The organism is Arthrobacter jiangjiafuii, from assembly GCF_018622995.1.
Lineage (GTDB): Bacteria > Actinomycetota > Actinomycetes > Actinomycetales > Micrococcaceae > Arthrobacter_B > Arthrobacter_B jiangjiafuii.
Window position 1 is genome coordinate 3086959 of sequence record NZ_CP076022.1, and the last position, 17354, is coordinate 3104312.

The 17354-nt window shown below is 66.6% G+C and carries 15 protein-coding genes and 1 riboswitch; of the genes, 9 read left to right on the forward strand and 6 right to left on the reverse strand.

The window, feature by feature from the left end; translation table 11 throughout:
- The first annotated feature begins 56 nt into the window (after positions 1 to 56).
- Complete coding sequence (locus KKR91_RS14490) at positions 57 to 2243, forward strand: S9 family peptidase (RefSeq protein ID WP_210227748.1); 2187 nt, start codon at positions 57 to 59, stop codon at positions 2241 to 2243.
- A gap of 42 nt (positions 2244 to 2285) precedes the next feature.
- Here KKR91_RS14490 and KKR91_RS14495 read toward each other — a convergent pair whose 3' ends face one another.
- Positions 2286 to 2993 (reverse strand): VTT domain-containing protein, encoded by a 708-nt coding sequence (locus KKR91_RS14495; protein ID WP_210227746.1) that lies wholly within the window; start codon positions 2991 to 2993, stop codon positions 2286 to 2288.
- Between the two features lie 237 nt (positions 2994 to 3230).
- Between KKR91_RS14495 and KKR91_RS14500 the strand changes: the two genes are divergently transcribed.
- The 5 genes from KKR91_RS14500 (at position 3231) to KKR91_RS14520 (ending at position 7821) form a co-directional block, all read left to right on the forward strand.
- Entirely contained in the window at positions 3231 to 3707 is a 477-nt protein-coding gene (locus KKR91_RS14500) for a hotdog fold thioesterase (protein WP_210227744.1), read from the forward strand.
- Positions 3708 to 3857: 150 nt separating this feature from the next.
- Positions 3858 to 5141, forward strand: a complete 1284-nt coding sequence (gene paaK, locus KKR91_RS14505) for a phenylacetate--CoA ligase PaaK (protein WP_210228301.1) — start codon at positions 3858 to 3860, stop codon at positions 5139 to 5141.
- Positions 5142 to 5226: 85 nt separating this feature from the next.
- Complete coding sequence (locus tag KKR91_RS14510; RefSeq protein ID WP_210227742.1) at positions 5227 to 5853, forward strand: TetR/AcrR family transcriptional regulator; 627 nt, start codon at positions 5227 to 5229, stop codon at positions 5851 to 5853.
- Positions 5854 to 5967: 114 nt separating this feature from the next.
- On the forward strand, positions 5968 to 7149 hold the full coding sequence (locus KKR91_RS14515) for an AI-2E family transporter (protein ID WP_210227740.1): 1182 nt from the start codon (positions 5968 to 5970) through the stop codon (positions 7147 to 7149).
- Positions 7150 to 7152: 3 nt separating this feature from the next.
- Positions 7153 to 7821 (forward strand): GAP family protein, encoded by a 669-nt coding sequence (locus KKR91_RS14520; RefSeq protein ID WP_210227737.1) that lies wholly within the window; start codon positions 7153 to 7155, stop codon positions 7819 to 7821.
- Between the two features lie 48 nt (positions 7822 to 7869).
- Here the strand turns inward: KKR91_RS14520 and KKR91_RS14525 are convergent, their stop codons facing one another.
- Together KKR91_RS14525 and paaZ are read right to left on the reverse strand one after the other, a co-directional pair.
- Complete coding sequence (locus KKR91_RS14525) at positions 7870 to 9414, reverse strand: HNH endonuclease signature motif containing protein (protein ID WP_210227735.1); 1545 nt, start codon at positions 9412 to 9414, stop codon at positions 7870 to 7872.
- 197 nt (positions 9415 to 9611) lie between these two features.
- Positions 9612 to 11705, reverse strand: a complete 2094-nt coding sequence (paaZ, locus tag KKR91_RS14530; protein ID WP_210227734.1) for a phenylacetic acid degradation bifunctional protein PaaZ — start codon at positions 11703 to 11705, stop codon at positions 9612 to 9614.
- 270 nt (positions 11706 to 11975) lie between these two features.
- Between paaZ and KKR91_RS14535 the strand changes: the two genes are divergently transcribed.
- On the forward strand, positions 11976 to 13220 hold the full coding sequence (locus tag KKR91_RS14535) for an SGNH/GDSL hydrolase family protein (protein WP_210227733.1): 1245 nt from the start codon (positions 11976 to 11978) through the stop codon (positions 13218 to 13220).
- A 73-nt stretch (positions 13221 to 13293) separates the two neighbouring features.
- On the opposite strand, the gene KKR91_RS14540 is transcribed toward KKR91_RS14535, so the two are convergent.
- Both KKR91_RS14540 and KKR91_RS14545 read right to left on the reverse strand, forming a co-directional pair.
- Complete coding sequence (locus KKR91_RS14540; protein ID WP_210227732.1) at positions 13294 to 14373, reverse strand: ATP-dependent DNA ligase; 1080 nt, start codon at positions 14371 to 14373, stop codon at positions 13294 to 13296.
- Positions 14374 to 14394: 21 nt separating this feature from the next.
- Entirely contained in the window at positions 14395 to 14946 is a 552-nt protein-coding gene (locus tag KKR91_RS14545; RefSeq protein WP_210227731.1) for an RBBP9/YdeN family alpha/beta hydrolase, read from the reverse strand.
- A 54-nt stretch (positions 14947 to 15000) separates the two neighbouring features.
- Here KKR91_RS14545 and KKR91_RS14550 point away from each other — a divergent pair, with 54 nt between their 5' ends.
- Both KKR91_RS14550 and KKR91_RS14555 read left to right on the forward strand, forming a co-directional pair.
- Positions 15001 to 16020 carry an LLM class flavin-dependent oxidoreductase gene (locus KKR91_RS14550; protein WP_210227730.1) on the forward strand — a complete coding sequence of 340 codons (1020 nt, stop codon included), beginning with the start codon at positions 15001 to 15003 and terminating at the stop codon, positions 16018 to 16020.
- Positions 16021 to 16101: 81 nt separating this feature from the next.
- Positions 16102 to 16238: riboswitch (SAM riboswitch) on the forward strand.
- Between the two features lie 15 nt (positions 16239 to 16253).
- Positions 16254 to 16637, forward strand: a complete 384-nt coding sequence (locus tag KKR91_RS14555; RefSeq protein ID WP_210227729.1) for a hypothetical protein — start codon at positions 16254 to 16256, stop codon at positions 16635 to 16637.
- On the opposite strand, the gene KKR91_RS14560 is transcribed toward KKR91_RS14555, so the two are convergent.
- On the reverse strand, positions 16594 to 17352 hold the full coding sequence (locus tag KKR91_RS14560; RefSeq protein WP_237687394.1) for a tyrosine-protein phosphatase: 759 nt from the start codon (positions 17350 to 17352) through the stop codon (positions 16594 to 16596). The genes KKR91_RS14555 and KKR91_RS14560 overlap by 44 nt on opposite strands.
- Between the last annotated feature and the right edge of the window lie 2 nt (positions 17353 to 17354).

The window sequence follows — 17354 nt, forward strand, 5'->3', positions numbered from 1 at the left end:
AGCATAAACGGTGTGGGGCCCTTCGCCCCCCGGAGGCAGGTCGATATATTCGTCAGATGACTACTTCTTCCACCCCTCCCGTTGCCAAAAAGGTCCCCACCGAACGCGTCCACCACGGAGACACCTTCGTTGACGACTATGAGTGGCTGCGGGAGAAGGAAAACCCCGACGTCGTAACCCACCTCAAGGCCGAGAACGCCTACATGGAAGAGGTCACCGCGCATCAGGAGAAGCTGCGCCAGGCCATCTTCGACGAGATCAAGAACCGCACCGAGGAAACCGACCTCTCCGTCCCGGCCCGCAAGAAGGGCTGGTGGTACTACACCCGCACCGAAGAGGGCAAGCAGTATGCGATCCACTGCCGCACCGCCGCGCAGGACACCGGCGACCTCGACGCGGACTGGACCCCGCCCGTCGTCGAGCCCGGCGTTCCGGTGCCCGGCGAGCAGATCCTGATCGACGGCAACGCCGAGGCCGAGGGCAAGCCGTTCTTCTCCCTTGGCGGCCTGGCCGTGACCGAGGACGGAAACCTGCTGGCCTACTCCGAGGACAACGCCGGCGACGAACGCTTCACGCTGCGCATCAAGGACCTGCGCACCGGCACGCTGCTGCCGGACACCGTGGAGAACGTCTTCTACTCCCTGGCCTTCTCCCCCGACGGCTCCCGCGTCTTCTACACCGTCGTCGACGATTCCTGGCGCCCGTACCAAATCAAGGCCCACACCCTCGGCACCGAGGTGAGCGACGACGTCGTCATCTACCAGGAGGACGACGTCGCCATGTGGACGGGCTTTGACCTTTCCGCGGACCGCAAGCAGCTGCTGATCGGGATCAGCAACTCCGAATACTCCGAGTACCGGGTCCTGGACTTCGAGGATCCCGCCGGCGAGGTCCGCACCCTGATCCCGCGCAGCGAGCGGATCCTGTACGAGGCCGAGCCCGTGACCCTGGCCGGCGAGCGCCACTACCTGATCACGCACAACAAGGACGCCCTGAACTCCATGCTCTCGCTCGTGGCCGAGGCGGACTTCGCGCTGCCGCTGGCCGAGCAGCACTGGAACACGGTGGTGGCGCACGACGACGCCGTCCGCGTCAACGGCGCGGCCGTCACCAAAACCCATGTCATCGTCTCGGTCCGCAAGGACACCACCGAGCGGGTGCAGGTGCTCCCGCTGGAGGGGCTGGGCACCGAGATGCAGGGCGATCCCGTGGAGCCGGCCTTCGACGAGGAGCTCTACACCGCGAACCTGGCCAATGCCGAGTTTGATTCCCCGATCATCCGCCTGAGCTACACCTCCTACCTGACGCCTCCGCGCGTCTACGACTATGTGCTGGCCACCGGCGAGCTGGAGCTGCGCAAGGAAACCCCAGTCAAGGGCGGCTACAACCCGTCCGAATACGTTGCTGAGCGCGCCTGGGCAACGGCCGACGACGGCACGAAGATTCCACTGTCGGTGCTGCGCCGGGCCGAGCTCAAGCAGGACGGAACCAACCCTGCCCTCGTCTACGCCTACGGCAGCTACGAGATCAGCATGGACCCGGCCTTCAACGTGGCCCGGCTGTCCCTGCTGGACCGCGGCGTGCTCTTCGTCGTCGCGCACATCCGCGGCGGCGGCGAAATGGGCCGGACCTGGTACGACCAGGGCAAGAAGCTGCAGAAGAAGAACACCTTCACCGACTTCGTGGCCGCCACCGACTACATTGCCTCCTCGGGCTGGGCCGACCCGTCCCGGATCGCGGCGATGGGCGGTTCCGCCGGCGGACTGCTGATGGGCGCCGTCGCGAACCTGGCCCCGGAGAAGTACAAGGCGATCGTGGCGCAGGTGCCGTTCGTGGATGCCCTGACCACCATCCTGGATCCCGAGCTGCCGCTATCGGCGCTGGAGTGGGAGGAATGGGGCAATCCCATCACCGACCCCGAGGTCTACCGGTACATGAAGGAATACACCCCGTATGAGAACGTCCGGGCCGTGGATTACCCGCGCATCGCCGCGGTGACCTCCTTCAACGACACCCGGGTGCTGTACGTGGAGCCGGCCAAGTGGGTGGCCAAGCTGCGCGAGGTGACCACCGGATCCGAGCCGATCGTCATGAAGATCGAGATGGACGGCGGACACGGCGGAGCCTCAGGCCGGTACGAGGCCTGGAAGGACCGGGCCTGGGACTACGCCTTTGTACTGGACGCCTTGGGCGCCACCGAGCCGATTCCAGCCCCTGCCAGCCAGGGCAGCACCGGAAACTGACGGCTTAGTTCACCGCATTCCGCCGGCCCCGTGGCCGGGCGATCAGTCGCCCGGCTCCGGGGCCGGATTGTCTAACGGCTTGCTCTTCGGCGCAGGCTTCCTCGCTGCACCCTTCCGCTCCGGGGACTTCCGCTCCGGAGACTTCCGCAGCAGCGTGAGCACGATGGTGAGAACGGTCAGCAGCACCACACTCACGATGATCAGGTCCAGATGGTCGCGGATAAACGGGAACCGGTTCCCCAGGACATAGCCCAGCAGGGTCAGGCCCAGCCCCCAGAGCAGGGCGCCCGCTGCGTCATAGGCAACGTATGCGGGGTACCGCATCCGGCCGACTCCCGCCACCACCGGGGTAAAGGTCCGCACTATCCCCACGAACCGGGCCAGGGTGATCGCCTTGCCGCCGTGGCGGGCGAAAAACTGTTCGGCACGGTCGACGTTCTCGCGCCGGAATATCCGTGACTCCGGCCGGGTAAAGACCGCCGGGCCGGCCCGCCGGCCAATCCAGTATCCGAGCTGGTCGCCCACAAACGCCGCCAGCGAGATCAGCAGCCCCAGCACCCAGATATTCACGTCTATGGTGCCCGTGGACACCAGCAGACCTGCAGTGAACAGCAGGGTGTCTCCGGGCAGGAAGAACCCCACCAACAGCCCGGTTTCGGCAAAAACGATGCCGCAGACCACCAGCACCACCCATGGACCCAGCGCAGGATCAGCCAGGAATACCTGCGGATCCAGCCACTCAGGCAGCATCGGACACCACAGCCCCGCCGGCCGTTCCCCCAGCCGCGGCCGCGGCGTTGAAAATCATCACCCCTTCAACCTACGGCACGGCTGTCGGGGCTGTCCCGGGCCCGCCGAAAGCGGTGCGTTCCCGGGCCCGCCCATAGTGCTGCGTCATGTTCGTCAATGCAGCTCCCTCCGGCTTGACAGTGACGGCCCTCACAGGATTACCTAATGAACATTCGGTAAATAAAACGAGAGGGTCCCATGGCTGACACCGGTGTCACTGCCCAGGTGCAGGACGCACTGACTCATCCGATCCTGGAGGACGACGCCGTCTCCCGCTGGCTGGGTTTCGCCGTCGAGCATCTTGGGCCGGGTGAGGCAACCATCAGCATGGAGCTGCGCGCCGACATGCTCAACGGCTTCAGCATTGCCCACGGCGGCATTGTCTTTGCCTTCGCCGACACGGCTTTCGCCCTCGCCTGCAACCCTGCAGATGCCGCCAGCCTGGCAGACATGGAACTGATTACCGTCGCCGCCGGCGCCGACATCAATTTCATTTCGTCCGCCCTGCCCGGCGAGATTCTACGGGCAGCCGCCACACACCGGATTTCGGCCGGCCGCAGCGGCCTGTACGACATAACCATCACCGCGTCCGGTCCCGAGGGCAGCCGCGTGGTTGCCGAGTTCCGCGGCCGTTCCCGTTCCATTCCCAATCCCCGCCACCACTCCCGGGCCTGATTTTTCCGCCCGGCTTCCTTCCTCCCCCACCCCTCCCCATGTTCCGGGTCCCATCCCGGTCCGCTAGTCAAAGGGCACGTTTTGAAAACCACTGCAGCAGCCAGCCACACCACCGCAGCCGACCCGGCATCACTCGACCCGGAAGAGCGGATGAGCCGGGATGAGATTGAAGCCCTCCAGCTCACCCGGCTGCAGCACACGTTGGCGTATGCGTATGAGCGGGTGCCGCTGTACACGCAGAAGTTCGACGACGCCGGTGTGCACCCGTCGGATCTGAAGGAACTGTCAGACCTGTCCAAGTTCCCGTACACCACCAAAGAGGACCTGCGGCAGACGTATCCGTTCGGCATGTTCGCCGTACCGCAGGATAAGGTTGCGCGGATTCATGCCTCCTCCGGCACCACCGGCCGCCCCACCGTCGTCGGCTACACGGCAGGCGACCTGGACCGCTGGGCTCAGCTGGTGGCCCGCTCGCTGCGCGCCTCCGGCGTGAAGCCCGGCTATAAGGTGCACAATGCCTACGGCTACGGGCTGTTCACCGGCGGCCTGGGTGCCCATGCCGGCGCCGAGAAGCTGGGCTGCACCGTGATTCCGATGTCCGGCGGCCAGACGGAACGGCAGATCCAGCTGATCCAGGACTTCGAGCCGGACACCATTCTTTGCACGCCCACGTACCTGCTGACGATCGCCGACGCGATGCGCTCGGCCGGAATCGATCCCCGTTCCACCTCGCTGAAGAACGCAGTCCTGGGTGCCGAGCCGTGGACCGAGGAAATGCGCCATGAGCTGGAGGTCATGATGGGCATTGATGCTTGTGACATCTACGGCCTGTCCGAAGTCATGGGCCCGGGCGTTGCCGGCGAATGTGTGGAAACCAAGGACGGCACCCATATCTGGGAGGACCACTTCCGCCCCGAGATCATTGACCCGTTCGATGAGACCCGGGTCTTGAACGACGGCGAGCACGGTGAACTGGTGTTCACCTCGCTGACCAAGGAAGCCCTGCCGATCATCCGCTACCGCACCCATGACCTGACGCGGCTCCTGCCCGGAACCGCGCGTCCGGGCATGCGCCGGATGGGCCGGATCACCGGACGCAGCGACGACATGATCATCCTGCGCGGGGTGAACCTGTTCCCCAGCCAGATCGAAGAGCTTGCCCTGAAGATCCCGGCACTGAGCCCGCACTTCCTGCTGGAGATCACCCGGCCGGACCGGATGGACGAGCTGACGGTCAAGATTGAACGCCGCGAAGACTCCAGCTCCGATGACTGCCGCAGCGCCGCAGCCGAGCTCAAGGCCCAGATCAAGATCCATGTGGGTTCTTCCTGCACCGTCCTGGTCGCTGAACCGGGGACGCTTGCGCGCTCCAGCGGAAAGCTCCGCCGGATCTACGACCTGCGCAGCAAGGAAGCCGGCCTGCTGCCGAGCTGATTCCTCCGGAACTGAACCCAACCGCCAAAGCGGACCCGGCCACGAACGTCCAGGCCGCCCGAACGTTCGTGCAAAAATAGGACCCATGCCTTCCACACCATCCGCCGCCTCCGGGGCAGCTGCCGGCGCCACCCGCCGCGGCCGTCCCGGCTATGACCAGCAGTCGGTCCTGACCATCGCCGTCGACGTTTTTAACAAGCACGGCTACGAAGCCACGTCGATGGGGATCCTGGCGGAGAACCTGGGCATCACCAAGTCAGCGATCTACCACCATGTGCCGTCCAAGGGCGATCTGCTGCGCCTGGCCCTGGACAACGCATTGGATGGCCTGGAGGCCGTGCTGGATGATGCCCGGGCTTCCAACGGTCCGGCCGATGAGCAGCTGGAGTTCGTACTGCGGGGCACCATCCAGGTCCTCACCGAACGCCTGCCGTTCGTGACCCTGCTGCTGCGACTGCGGGGCAACACCGAGATTGAACGGGATGCCCTGGCCCGCCGGCGCGAATTTGACCACCGGGTGGCACAGCTCGTGGACGCGGCCCGGAGCGAGGGGTCGCTGCGCAGCGATATCGATCCGCGCACCACCACGCGGCTGTTGTTCGGAACGATCAACTCGATTGTCGAGTGGTACAAGCCCGGAGGCCCCATTTCGCCGGAGAAGCTGGCGGACGACATCATCCTGATGGTCTTCCACGGGCTGCACAGCAGTTAAGCCCAGCTGAAATAAGCCCTGCTAACACGGGCCGGTGCTGCCGGAAACCGGTGCTGCCCTTCTGTCCCGCCTTTCCCAACTCCTAGACTGTGTCCAGGAGCTGAAGGAGGGCCCATGGCATCCGAACCAGCTGGACACCCCCTACCCGGTCCGCGTCCGCCCATTCCCCGCAGCGCCGTTATTCTGCTGACGCTGGCGGGCGCGACTGTTGCCACTTTCGGCCTTGCCGCGGTCAGCGGGATTTTCACCCCCGCGTTCCTCGCCTTTGTGCTGACCCTCTGCGTGCACCCGCTGCGGCAACGGCTGCAGCGGCGGGGAATGCCCCGGGGATTTGCCACCGGCATCACCATCGCGGCGGTTTTTGCCCTGCTGGCCGGGTTCGCAGGTGTCTTCGTTGCAGCACTGGCGCAATTCTCCGCACTGCTGCCGCAGTTCGGTCCGCAGCTCAGCCAGGCGGGTTCTTCCGTCTCGGGGTGGCTCAGTGCGGCGGGATTCGGCCCGGAGCAGGTGCAGTCCGTCCAGGACAGCTTTAATCCCGGCCGGCTGGTGGGCTTTGTCGGCGGACTGCTGGGCAACATCACCAATCTGGTGGGCGCCCTGGTCATCATCCTGACCCTGCTCATCCTCATGGCTGTGGACGGTTCCCGGACCCCGGCGCTGCTGACCCATTTGAAAGCGCACCGCCCCGATCTGGTTTCCGCATTGGACGGGTTCGCCACCGGGGTCCGCCGCTACATGGTTGCCACCACGATCCTGGGGATCGCCCAGGGGCTCTTCAATTGGCTGGTCCTGCTCATCCTGCAGGTTCCCGGGGCGCTGCTCTGGGGGCTACTGTCCTTCATCTGCAGCTTCATCCCCAATATCGGCTACTTCATCGCGATCATTCCTCCATTATTTTTCGGCTACCTCACCGGAGGCTGGCCGACAGTGATCGCCGTCGTCATCGTCTTCGGCGGGATCAACGCCGTCATCCAATCCATCATCCAGCCCAAGTTCGTCGGCAATGCAGTGAACCTCAGCGAGACGCTGACCTTTGTCTCCGTGCTGTTCTGGGCCGTGGTCCTGGGACCCGTCGGCGCCATTCTGGCGGTGCCACTGACCCTGCTGGCGAGGACCATCCTCCTGGACTCCGATCCGTCGCTGTCCTGGTGGCGTCCAATGACCGGTGACCGGAAGGACCTGGAGCCTTTCCTTCAGCAGGAAGACGCCGCCATCCGGGCGCACCGGTCCCGCCAGGGGCGACGGGCGCGGCGCGGGGCAGCCCGGCCCCGTCCCGGCGGGGCCTCAACGGCCTGACCCATGCTGAGTCTTCTCACCAGCCTGGTCTCCGTCGCCGTGGCCGGGGCAATGAGTTCGGTTCCGGTGAGCGTCACGATCATGATCCTGCTCTCGCCCACGCCCCGGCGCCGCGCCGTGCTGTTCCTGTGCGCCAGCATTGCCGGATCCGTCATTGTGGTGGGCCTTTCCGCTGCCGGGCTATACCTCCTGCCGGGAAGGCCGCGGTTGGACCAGGTGTCGGTGCCTGCTTTCCTGGGCATCCTGGTCGGTGTGGGGCTCACGCTCTACGCCACCTATCTGTTCCGCAGGCAGGCCCCGCCCAACAAGGGCAGAATGGAGAAACTGCGGACCCGCATCGAAACCGCCAGGGCCTGGGAGTTCGCCGTCCTGGGTCTGGGATTGAACCTGCGGCCGAAGGCCATTTTGCTGGCCGTCGCTGCCGGAACCATGATCGGCGTCCGCGGACAGCCGCCAATAGAGGCTGCCATGCTCGTTCTGGCGTATGCCGCGGTGGCCCAATCCGCAGTCGTCGTCCCCATTGGGATCTGGCTGCGCTCCCCCGACCGGGCGCAGGACCATCTCAGGGCACTCGCTGCCTGGATGCAGCGCAACGGCCGCACGATCACGGCCATTGTCGTGCTACTGATCGGGGTATTCCTGCTGGGATACAACCTGCTGCAGCTGCCATGACGGAATCCCACGAGGCCAGTCTCACGTCTCCTTGTCCAAGACCAACCGCTAGAACGGCGGGGGATCGTCGCCGGGCCGGGATCCGAGGGTTGACCCGGTTCCAGTAGCGCCGGTGCCTGAACCCGTAGCGCAGGGGCCGGATCCGTTAACGCCGGGGCCGGCTGGAGCAGATGCCAGTTGCAGGTGGGGTTCGGTGCGGTAGGTCCGTCCGCCCGGTGAGGTCCACTCGATAACCCCGGCTGCCGGCTGGCAGGCCTTCCAGAACCCTTCGGTCTTGAACATGTGGTGCCGCCGGCACAAATGCTCAAGGTTGTCATGGTCCGTCGCCCCGCCCTGTGCCCACGGTCGAGTGTGGTCGATCTCGGAAATCACGGCGTTCGACCGGCAACCCGGGAACCTGCAGGTTCCGTCCCGTGCGCGCAGCCAGCGTTGAAGTCCGGCCGGGATCTTTCGTCGTCGGCCCACCCTCAGGATTTCCTCAGTCTCGGGATCCCGCTCGACCGGAGTCCATTTCGCTGCCTCCCGGGCCATCCGGCGGGCAGTTTTCGGACTGATGGGTCCGTAGCCATGCAGCTCTGCAGGCTGCTCATCGGCACCAAAGAGGGTTTCGGCGTTGATCAGCACCAGAATCTCGCCCCGTGCCCGGTTGCTGTTGGTCTTTCCGCCGCCGCTGGGGGTTTTGCCGCCCGAGGTAGCCCGACCTTCACGGTCCAGCAGCAAATCCTCGAGAATGTCTGCCCGTAGCTGATCCACCATCCGCGGGTCTCCGGCGGACCGCTCACCCCGGGCGGCCTTCGAAAGCTGAGTGAAGATCGCTTGCGCCTTCTCCGCGGGCAGGAACGCCGAGAGCCAGGACATCCCGTCACAATCCGGCTCCAGCACCACACGGCGCTTCTCAAACGCCGTGCGCTGCCGCTTCAGAATCGTCTCCGGATACTTGTTCTCCCGCAGCCGCCGGGCCTTGACCCGGAACTGGGAACCCGTCTGCCCCGCAACAGCCACCCCCAACAGCTCCGCTTCAAACCCCGGCAGTTCGCCGGCGGGAATGCTCTGGGACTGATCCAGCACCGTCTGCACGTGTCCGTAGCTCAGCGCCCCGGACTCCAACTTCGCCAGCGTGGCAGTGTGCGTTTCACAGAGGGTTCCGGCTTCGCTCATCCGCATCGCCGCCGTGCCCGTGGGAATCCCGAGAATGGTGGCTGCCTCTTCGGCGGCGAGACTGAACGCCAAACCGGGCTCGAGTTTCCCTGATGCGAACAGGATTTCGTCCCGGAAGATAACTTCCATCCGGTGCAGGACTTTCGCCTGCTGCGCCTGCGCCCAGCAGATCAAGTGGTCCAGCCGGGACAACACCGCACCGGCTTGCTCCTCATCCAGGATTTCGACGCCCTGCAGGACCAAGGATCCGGTGAAGGAATCCAGGCCGGCGTCGAAACCCGACCGGCTGCGCTCCGCCGCGGTCTCGCCCGCCCCGCCACAACCGCCGTCGGCCCCACCCCCGCCGTCGTCGCCGACGTCGCCGGCGACGTCGCCGGCGTTATTGCCCGCGTTGGTACCGGCCTCGGTGTCGGGAAAAGATCCGTTCTGATCCATGTCTTCAGGCTTTCATCTGCCTCTGACATTTCCGGGCCGAAAAGAGCCCGAAAGAGCCCCAAAACGGGGTCTTTCGGGCTCCACAAATACCCGTCTTTTTCCGGTAACTACGCGCCAGCTACCCGCAGAGACCCAGCGGACCAGGCTGCGCAAAACCGCCGGGGCCAGAACCCTGGCGCCGGCGGTCTCGGCAGACCCTAGCCGCGGTTCTTCTCCACCAGCGTCAGCACGTCGTAGGTGGCGACAATCTCGTCGTCCTGGTTGGTCAGGAGCGCATCCCAGGCGACCTCGCCGTATTCGTCGGTTTCGCGCGGGGTGATCTTCTTGGCGGTAAGCGTTACCCGGATCGAGTCCCCGGCCGCCACCGGGGTGATGAAGCGCAGGTTCTCCAGCCCGTAGTTGGCCAGGACCGGCCCCGGCGCGGGCTCCACGAACAGCCCGGCGGCCCAAGAGAGCAGCAGGTAGCCGTGCGCCACAATGCCCGGGAAGAACGGATTGGCTTCCGCGGCCTCCTGGTTGGTGTGGGCGTAGAAGGTGTCGCCGGTGCTGTTGGCGAAGGCGGTGATGTCCTCGAGCGTGACCGTCCGCAGTTCCGAGCGGACCGCATCGCCGATCTTCAGCTCCGCGAGATCCTTGCGGAACGGATGGGTGCCGTCGAAGTTGCGGTCCGCGCCGGTATGCCAGATTCCGGTCAGCGCCGTAAGCATGTTCGGGGAACCCTGCACCGCGGTGCGCTGCATGTGGTGCAGCACCGAGCGGATGCCGCCGAGTTCCTCGCCGCCGCCGGCCCGGCCGGGTCCGCCATGGACGAGGTGCGGCACGGGCGAACCATGCCCGGTGGAGGTGCGGGCGTCTTCGCGGTTCAGGATCAGCACGCGGCCGTGGTGCGCGGCGATGCCGAGAGTCAGCTCCCGGGCGGTGTCCGGATCATTGGTGCATACGGTGGCCACCAGCGAGCCGCTGCCGAGGGCGGCCAGCCGCACGGCGTCCGCGGTGTCGTCATACCCGATCACCGAAGCCACCGGGCCAAAAGCCTCCACCGAGTGCAGTGCCTCCGCGTTGGCATCTTCCCAGGTGAGCAGGATCGGGGCCAGGAACGCGCCGTCGGCCGCGACACCGCGGGTACCGTCCGAGAGGAGGACCTCAGGAGCATCCAGCGAGCCGTACGCCAGGGCGGCGCCGCCGTCGAGCAGGGCCTGCACCGAGGACCGCACGCCGTCGAGCTGCTCGGTGGAGGCAAGCGCGCCCATGGTCACACCCTCGGCCCGCGGGTCGCCCAGGACCACGCGCTCGTTTATGCGCGCGGCTGCGGCGGCGACGACGTCGTCCACCAGGGCGGCGGGCACGATGGCGCGGCGGATGCTGGTGCACTTCTGGCCCGCTTTGACGGTGATTTCAGTGACCAGTGACTTCACGAAGGCGTCGAATTCCGGGGTGCCGGGAACGGCGTCGGGGCCGAGGATCGCGGCGTTCAGGGAGTCGGTTTCGCAGGTAAAACGGACGCCGCCCTCGGCCACCTGAGGGTGGGCCTTCAGGAGCTTGGCGGTGGAGGCGGAACCGGTGAACGACACGTAGTCGCGGTAGTCCAGGTGATCAAGCAGGTCGCGGGCGGAGCCGGAAATCAGCTGCAGCGACCCGGCGGGCAGGATCCCGGAGTCCACGATCAGTTTCACGGCCGCGGCCGTGAGGTATCCGGTGGGCGTGGCCGGCTTGACGATGCTCGGCACGCCGGCAATGAAGGCCGGAGCGAGCTTTTCCAGCATGCCCCAGACCGGGAAGTTGAAGGCGTTGATCTGCACGGCCACACCAGGCAGGGAGGTGAAGATATGTTCGCCCAGGAAGGATCCGTCGCGGGACAGGGTTTCCGCGGGGCCGTCCACCAACACGGTGGAATTGGGCAGTTCGCGCCGGCCCTTGGATCCGAACGTGAACAGCACGCCGATGCCGCCGTCGATATCCACCAGCGAATCCTTGGCGGTGGCGCCGCTGCGGGCGGAGATCTCGTAGAGCTCGTCGCGGTGCGCGTTGAGATAGGTGGCCAGTTCCTTGAGCTTCAGGGAGCGCTGGTGGAAGGTGAGCTGCTGCAGCCCTGCCCGGCCCACCGTTCGGCCGTGTTCGACGGCGGCGGCCAGGTCCAGCCCGGCACTGCTGACGAGGGCCAGCGGCTCTCCGGTGCTGGCATCGCGGACTTCGGCCGGCTGGGCGGCGGTGAGTTCTGAGCGCTCCGGCGTCCACCAGGAATCGCGGACATAGCTGGGCACAATCTGGACGTCAATGGCGGTGGAGGTCATCTTCGACGGGTCCTTTCACAACGTTGATCCTGACCGCGGCGGGCGGTCCCGTCTTGCGGCAGTTGCGGAAGGGCTGGAGCCCGCCGATAAACTGACCGGACGGTCGGTAATACAATTCAGCGTACAGGAGGATGTGGTGCGACACACAGCAGATGACGGGAAATCTACCTGTCTCCGGGCTCCCGAGCTGCTCCTGACAGCCCGATAGCTGTCTGCGGGCGGGCGGCAGGACTACTTTGGTGCGCACATCCGTCACGCAGAGGAGCGATCATGTCCAAGTCCATACCTCCGGCCGCGACCGAGGCCGCTGAACCCGTCCAGCCGTCCCCGCCATCCTCTTCCCGCAGGCTCCGCCGTGCCGGCGGTATCGGCGTCATGGTCGTGGCGCTGAGCGGCCTCCTGCCGGGAACGGCGGCGCTGGCGGCTCCGGCCACGGCCGCCGAGACAAGGCACGCAGCCTCCGGATGGAGCGGCGGGAAGTCCGCTGGATGGGACGCCGGGCGCGAGGGCGGCCGTGATGCCGCGCGCGAGGGCGGCCGTGATGCCGCGCGCGACGCCGGGCGCGACGCCGGGCATTACCAAGGGTACGGACGCGGCGGTGAGGGCCGCGGACATGGTGAGAGCCGCGGACATGGCGACGGTCGCGGGCACGGTGACGGGCACGGGCACGGTGACGGGCACGGTGACGGGCACGGGCACGGTGACGGACAGGGCAAGGACCGTGACCGGAATGTCGACTATGTGGCCTTGGGTGATTCCTATGCGTCGGGCTACGGTGGCGGGCCGGTGCTGGACGCCTGCGGCCGCACCGCCGAGGGGTACCCCACCCTGCTGGATGCCCTTCCGCGTGTGGAATTGGATAGCTTCCAGGCCTGCGCCGGCGCCACGGCCCTCACCACCGAACCTGCTCCCCCGGCCGGCCCGGTAGACCTGCCCGAGCAGATTACAGCCGCTGTCTCAGCCGATCTGCTGAACCGTCAGACCGACCTGGTCACCGTCACCATCAGCGGCAACGACGTCCAGTTCGGATCCGTCGTCGCTGCCTGCGCCGGAGCTGTCCTGCCGCAAACCTGTGCCCCGGCCATTGCCGCGGCGCAAGCCTACGCCGAGACCGCCGTCGTGCCTCAGCTCCAAACCAGCTTTACCGCCATCCGGGAAGCGGCGCCGGGGGCCGAACTTGTTGTGGCCGGTTATCCGTATCTGTTCGATGGGACCGTTCCGGGCGCGTTGAGCATCGAAGCCCAGAACCTGTTCAACGCTGGCACCGACGCGCTCAACGCTGTGGTCGCCGCGCAGGTCGGGGAGGACGGCACTTTCGTGGACGTCACCGAGGTGTTCACAGGCCACGGCATCGGGTCCGCTGATCCCTGGATCCTTCCCATTGGCGCACCCTTTGCCCTGCACCCCAACGCCGCCGGATACCGGGAGGGATATCTGGCGGCCATCACGGAAGCAGTGGATCTGCTGAACCAAAACGAGGGCGACGACGACTGCCGCGGCCACGGTCGCGGCTGACCGTCTCACCGGGGCCAGGACCCGCTAGGACCCGCCCCGCGCCCGGACCGGCCGCGCGTTCCTGCCGGAGCGGCTACGATCCCGCAGGCACGGTGAGCACTTCGCCCAGATCGAATTTCACTGGTTCCTCGAGCTGGCCGTACGTGCAGGAGTCCGGGCTCCGGTCCGGACGCCAGCGAACGAACTGGGCCGTGTGCCGGAACCGCTCCCCTTCCATGTGGTCGTACTTGACCTCCACCACCCGCTCGGGGCGCAGCGGAACAAAGGACAGATCCTTGTCCCCGCTCCAGCGGCTCCCCTCGGAATTCCGGGGCGTGCGGGTTCCGGCATCCTGCTTGTCCGCGGTCCAGGGATGATCGGCGGAGTCCGAGACCAGCGGCTGCAGTTCAGAGAACAGTTCCCGCCGCCGGGCCATGCTGAAGGCGCCTGCCACACCCACATTCGTGAGGTCGCCGTCGTCGTTGTAGATGCCCAGCAGCAGCGACCCCACCGCGTCCGGCCCGCTCTTGTGTACCCGGTAGCCGGCCAGCACACAGTCAGCGGTGCGCTGGTGCTTGAACTTGGCCATGGTCCGCTTGCCCGGCTGGTACACGCCGCCAAGGGGTTTGGCGACGATACCGTCCAGTCCGGCGCCCTCAAATTCACCGAACCAGCGCTGCGCCGTGGCCGGGTCGGTGGTCCGGGTCGTGAGGTAGACCGGAGCGGACGCGCCGGCCAGGGCCGCTTCCAGGGCGCTGCGGCGTTCGGCATAGGGCCGGTCCAGGTAGCTGGTGTCATCCAGGGCCAGCAGGTCGAAGGCGGCGAAGGCAGCAGGTGTCTGCTCGGCCAGCAGTTTCACGCGGCTGGCGGCGGGATGGATGCGCTGCTGCAGCACCTCGAAGTCCAGGCGCTTGCCGGAGGCACTGATCAGGATGATCTCGCCGTCCACCACGCAGCGCTCCGGCAGGTTCTCCTTGAGCGCCGCCACCAGTTCCGGAAAGTACCGGGTCATCGGCTTTTCGTTGCGGCTGCCAATCTCCAGCTCATCCCCGTCACGGAAAATGATGGACCGGAAACCGTCCCACTTCGGCTCGTAGGAGTAATCCCCCTCAGGCAGGGCACTTACGGCTTTGGCCAGCATCGGGGCCACGGGCGGATTTACCGGAAGCTTCATGCGCCCATTCTTACCCGACTTTCAGCCGAGGGGAATGCTGACGCCCAGCCCAGCCGCGAACGCAGTCAGCAGGTTCCGGCCCTGCGACCAGGCGCCCACGCCGCTTTCATCATTGATGTGGACCAGCGCCCCGGCGTCGATCAGCGGAACGTCCCAGGCACCTGCCAGCAGCCGGGCTCCCGGCAGCGTGCAGTACGGATCGTTCTCGCTGGCCACCAGCAGCCCTGGCACGGGCAGCGGTTCCAGCCTCGGGTCCCGGAACGAGCCTGCCAGCTCTGGGAAGGCGGGCTCGGCCGGGTCCGGCGGCGCAACCAGCAGCACGCCCCGGGCACCGTCCGGATTGCGCAGCAGCCACTCCGCGGAAGCCAGGCAGCCCAGGCTGTGGGCCACCAGGATGGTGTCGCCGTTCCGAGACCCGGCGGCGTCGTCGAGCGCGTCCATCCAGTTCTCCAGGTCGGGGTCCTCCCACGACGACGGCGAAATCCGGGACATCTCCGGCGCACCGGCCTGCCACAGGCTTTGCCAGTGGCCTTCGTTGGAACCGCCGATGCCGGGAACCATGGTCAGGTGCATGCGTGAACCTCGATTCTGGGAATATCCACTGGGAAACAGGCGCTGTGCCTGAACATGAAGAAGATCGGTTTCCTGTCCTTTGGACATTACCGGGACGTGCAGGGTTCCTTTGTACGAACCGCCCGCGACGCCCTGCTGCAGACCATTGACCTGGCCGAGGCGGCGGAGGAGCTGGGGATAGACGGCGCGTACCTGCGCGTCCACCACTTCGCCCCGCAGTTCGCCGCTCCGTTCCCGCTGCTCTCCGCCATGGCCGCACGGACCAGCCGGATTGAGCTGGGAACGGCCGTCATTGATATGCGGTATGAAAATCCGCTCTACATGGCGGAGGAAGCCGCGGCGGCGGACCTGATCAGCGGCGGCCGGCTGCAGCTCGGCCTCAGCCGCGGCTCACCCGAGCCGGCACTGCGCGGTTATGAGGCCTTCGGTTATGTTCCGTCCGACGGCAGCACCGACGCCGACGAGGCACGCAAGCACACCCTGGTCTTCCGTGCCGCGATTGCCGGCGCCGGGCTGGCCGCCGCAGACCCGGTGATGACCGGCAGTTCCGGTTCGCTGGCGATCGAACCGCAATCCCCTGGGCTGAGCGAGCGGATCTGGTGGGGTTCCGGAACCCGGGCCACCGCCAAATGGACCGGAGAGCAGGGCATGAACCTGATGAGCTCCACCCTGCTGACCGAAGACACCGGTGTTCCGTTCGACCAGCTGCAGGCCGAGCAGATCGAGCTGTACCGCGCCGCCTGGGCGGATGCCGGCCATGCCGGTACGCCGCGGGTCTCGGTCAGCCGCAGCGTGGTGCCCCTGGTATCCGACGACGACCGCCGGTATTTCGGACTGCGCGCCCAGGCAGATTCCCGGGACCAGGTGGGCCGGCTCGACGGCGGCCTGGCCCGCTTCGGCAAGAGCTACATCGGCGAACCCGATGTGATTGCCGACCAGCTGGCCGCCGACGCAGCGGTGCAGGCCGCCGATACGGTGCTGATCACGGTCCCCAACCAGCTGGGCGTGGACTACAACACCCAGCTGCTGGAGAACATCGTCAAGCTGGTCGCTCCGGCGGCGGGCTGGCGCTGAGGAAGGCGCCGTCGTCGGCTTCATGGCCAGGCCGACGACGGCGGTTCCCAGTGTCGGCGCCGTGCGCTAAGGTGGTCTCAGCTTCACGAGAGGTGGCCGTTGGCCGGATCTGATCCGGCCATAAAAGCTCCGACTGGCCTCACACCAACCCCATTGTTCGGCGGGTGGTTCGGATGACGAAGCGGCCTGCCGCCGCCCGGCGCAGGCAAGGACAACCTGAAAAGGAACACACTGTGAGCATTTCCAGTGACGCCCGCTGCATCAGCTACACGCCCGGCCACAACGTGCATCTCATCCACGGCAAGCGCTTGGCCGGCTTCGACGACTGGGTGGATGCCCAGGCCTATGCCGACGTTGAACTGGACCTGATCCAGCTGGTGGTGGACGGTGAGCAGCGCCTGATGTGGTTCCACGACATTCCCGCGCTGGCGTTGGCCCTGGCCGCATCCGGAGGGCAGGCGCAGTGGTGCGCGCGCTATTCCTCGCTGCTGGTTCCGGGCGGCTTCACCAGTGAAGCCAGACGCTCTTTTTTCTACTTGGCGACGCCGGAAAGGGTGCATCCGTGTAAGCGGATCAGCGCAAACGACTCCGAAGACGCCCGATCTCAGCTGGGCTAAGCCCCGCTGAGCGCAGGTACTGTTCCGCGTCAAAACCGTCCAGGGCACGGAGCAGTTCCTTCCGGCCCTCGGCCACCCGGTCTTCCAACTGTGCGGCGGTCAGCGGCTTCTCCCGTGGATTCGCCTGCGTTGCGTGGAAGGCGCTGATTCCGCGGACCGCCCGCTCATAGTCGTCCGCGATAGCGTCCGGTTCCGCGCCGGCCAGTTGCAGCAGCAGCATGGCGATCAGGCCGGTGCGGTCCCGGCCAGCCGAGCAATGGATCACCACGCCGCCGTCGTCGGCGTCCGCCACAGCGCGGGCGACGGCGGCAATCTTCTCCGGCCAGCGCCGCAGGTTCTCGCGGTAGAACTTGGGCGAATCCATGTACGGCCCGGTCAGCGCCGTGAAATCCGGGTCCGTCGCTTCCTGGGTGGGGCGGGTCAGGAATGTGAGGCCGACGACGGCGCCAGCCGGCACCTGCGGATCGGTGTCCCGCCGGCCCTGCTCCTCCGGGTTGCGCAGGTCGACGACGGTCCGCACGCCGGCGGCACGGGCCTGCGCCCAGCCGCGTTCGGTCAGCCACTCGGACCGGCCCATCCTGAACACCCGGCCCGGTGCCACGGTGCCGCCGCCTGCCAGCGGAATCCCGCCAAGATCACGGGCATTGCCGGCCCCGTCCCACTCCACGTCGGTGTTCACATCCATGTCTCCAGCGTGGTCCCTGTGGCTGCGCATTT

Excerpts from the sequence above, each read along its gene's own strand:
- KKR91_RS14490 (WP_210227748.1), top strand. The coding sequence starts at position 57 with ATGACTACTTCTTCCACCCCTCCCGTTGCCAAAAAGGTCCCCACCGAA.
- KKR91_RS14495 (WP_210227746.1), bottom strand. The coding sequence starts at position 2,993 with ATGCTGCCTGAGTGGCTGGATCCGCAGGTATTCCTGGCTGATCCTGCG.
- KKR91_RS14500 (WP_210227744.1), top strand. The coding sequence starts at position 3,231 with ATGGCTGACACCGGTGTCACTGCCCAGGTGCAGGACGCACTGACTCAT.
- paaK (WP_210228301.1), top strand. The coding sequence starts at position 3,858 with ATGAGCCGGGATGAGATTGAAGCCCTCCAGCTCACCCGGCTGCAGCAC.
- KKR91_RS14510 (WP_210227742.1), top strand. The coding sequence starts at position 5,227 with ATGCCTTCCACACCATCCGCCGCCTCCGGGGCAGCTGCCGGCGCCACC.
- KKR91_RS14515 (WP_210227740.1), top strand. The coding sequence starts at position 5,968 with ATGGCATCCGAACCAGCTGGACACCCCCTACCCGGTCCGCGTCCGCCC.
- KKR91_RS14520 (WP_210227737.1), top strand. The coding sequence starts at position 7,153 with ATGCTGAGTCTTCTCACCAGCCTGGTCTCCGTCGCCGTGGCCGGGGCA.
- KKR91_RS14525 (WP_210227735.1), bottom strand. The coding sequence starts at position 9,414 with ATGGATCAGAACGGATCTTTTCCCGACACCGAGGCCGGTACCAACGCG.
- paaZ (WP_210227734.1), bottom strand. The coding sequence starts at position 11,705 with ATGACCTCCACCGCCATTGACGTCCAGATTGTGCCCAGCTATGTCCGC.
- KKR91_RS14535 (WP_210227733.1), top strand. The coding sequence starts at position 11,976 with ATGTCCAAGTCCATACCTCCGGCCGCGACCGAGGCCGCTGAACCCGTC.
- KKR91_RS14540 (WP_210227732.1), bottom strand. The coding sequence starts at position 14,373 with ATGAAGCTTCCGGTAAATCCGCCCGTGGCCCCGATGCTGGCCAAAGCC.
- KKR91_RS14545 (WP_210227731.1), bottom strand. The coding sequence starts at position 14,946 with ATGCACCTGACCATGGTTCCCGGCATCGGCGGTTCCAACGAAGGCCAC.
- KKR91_RS14550 (WP_210227730.1), top strand. The coding sequence starts at position 15,001 with ATGAAGAAGATCGGTTTCCTGTCCTTTGGACATTACCGGGACGTGCAG.
- KKR91_RS14560 (WP_237687394.1), bottom strand. The coding sequence starts at position 17,352 with ATGCGCAGCCACAGGGACCACGCTGGAGACATGGATGTGAACACCGAC.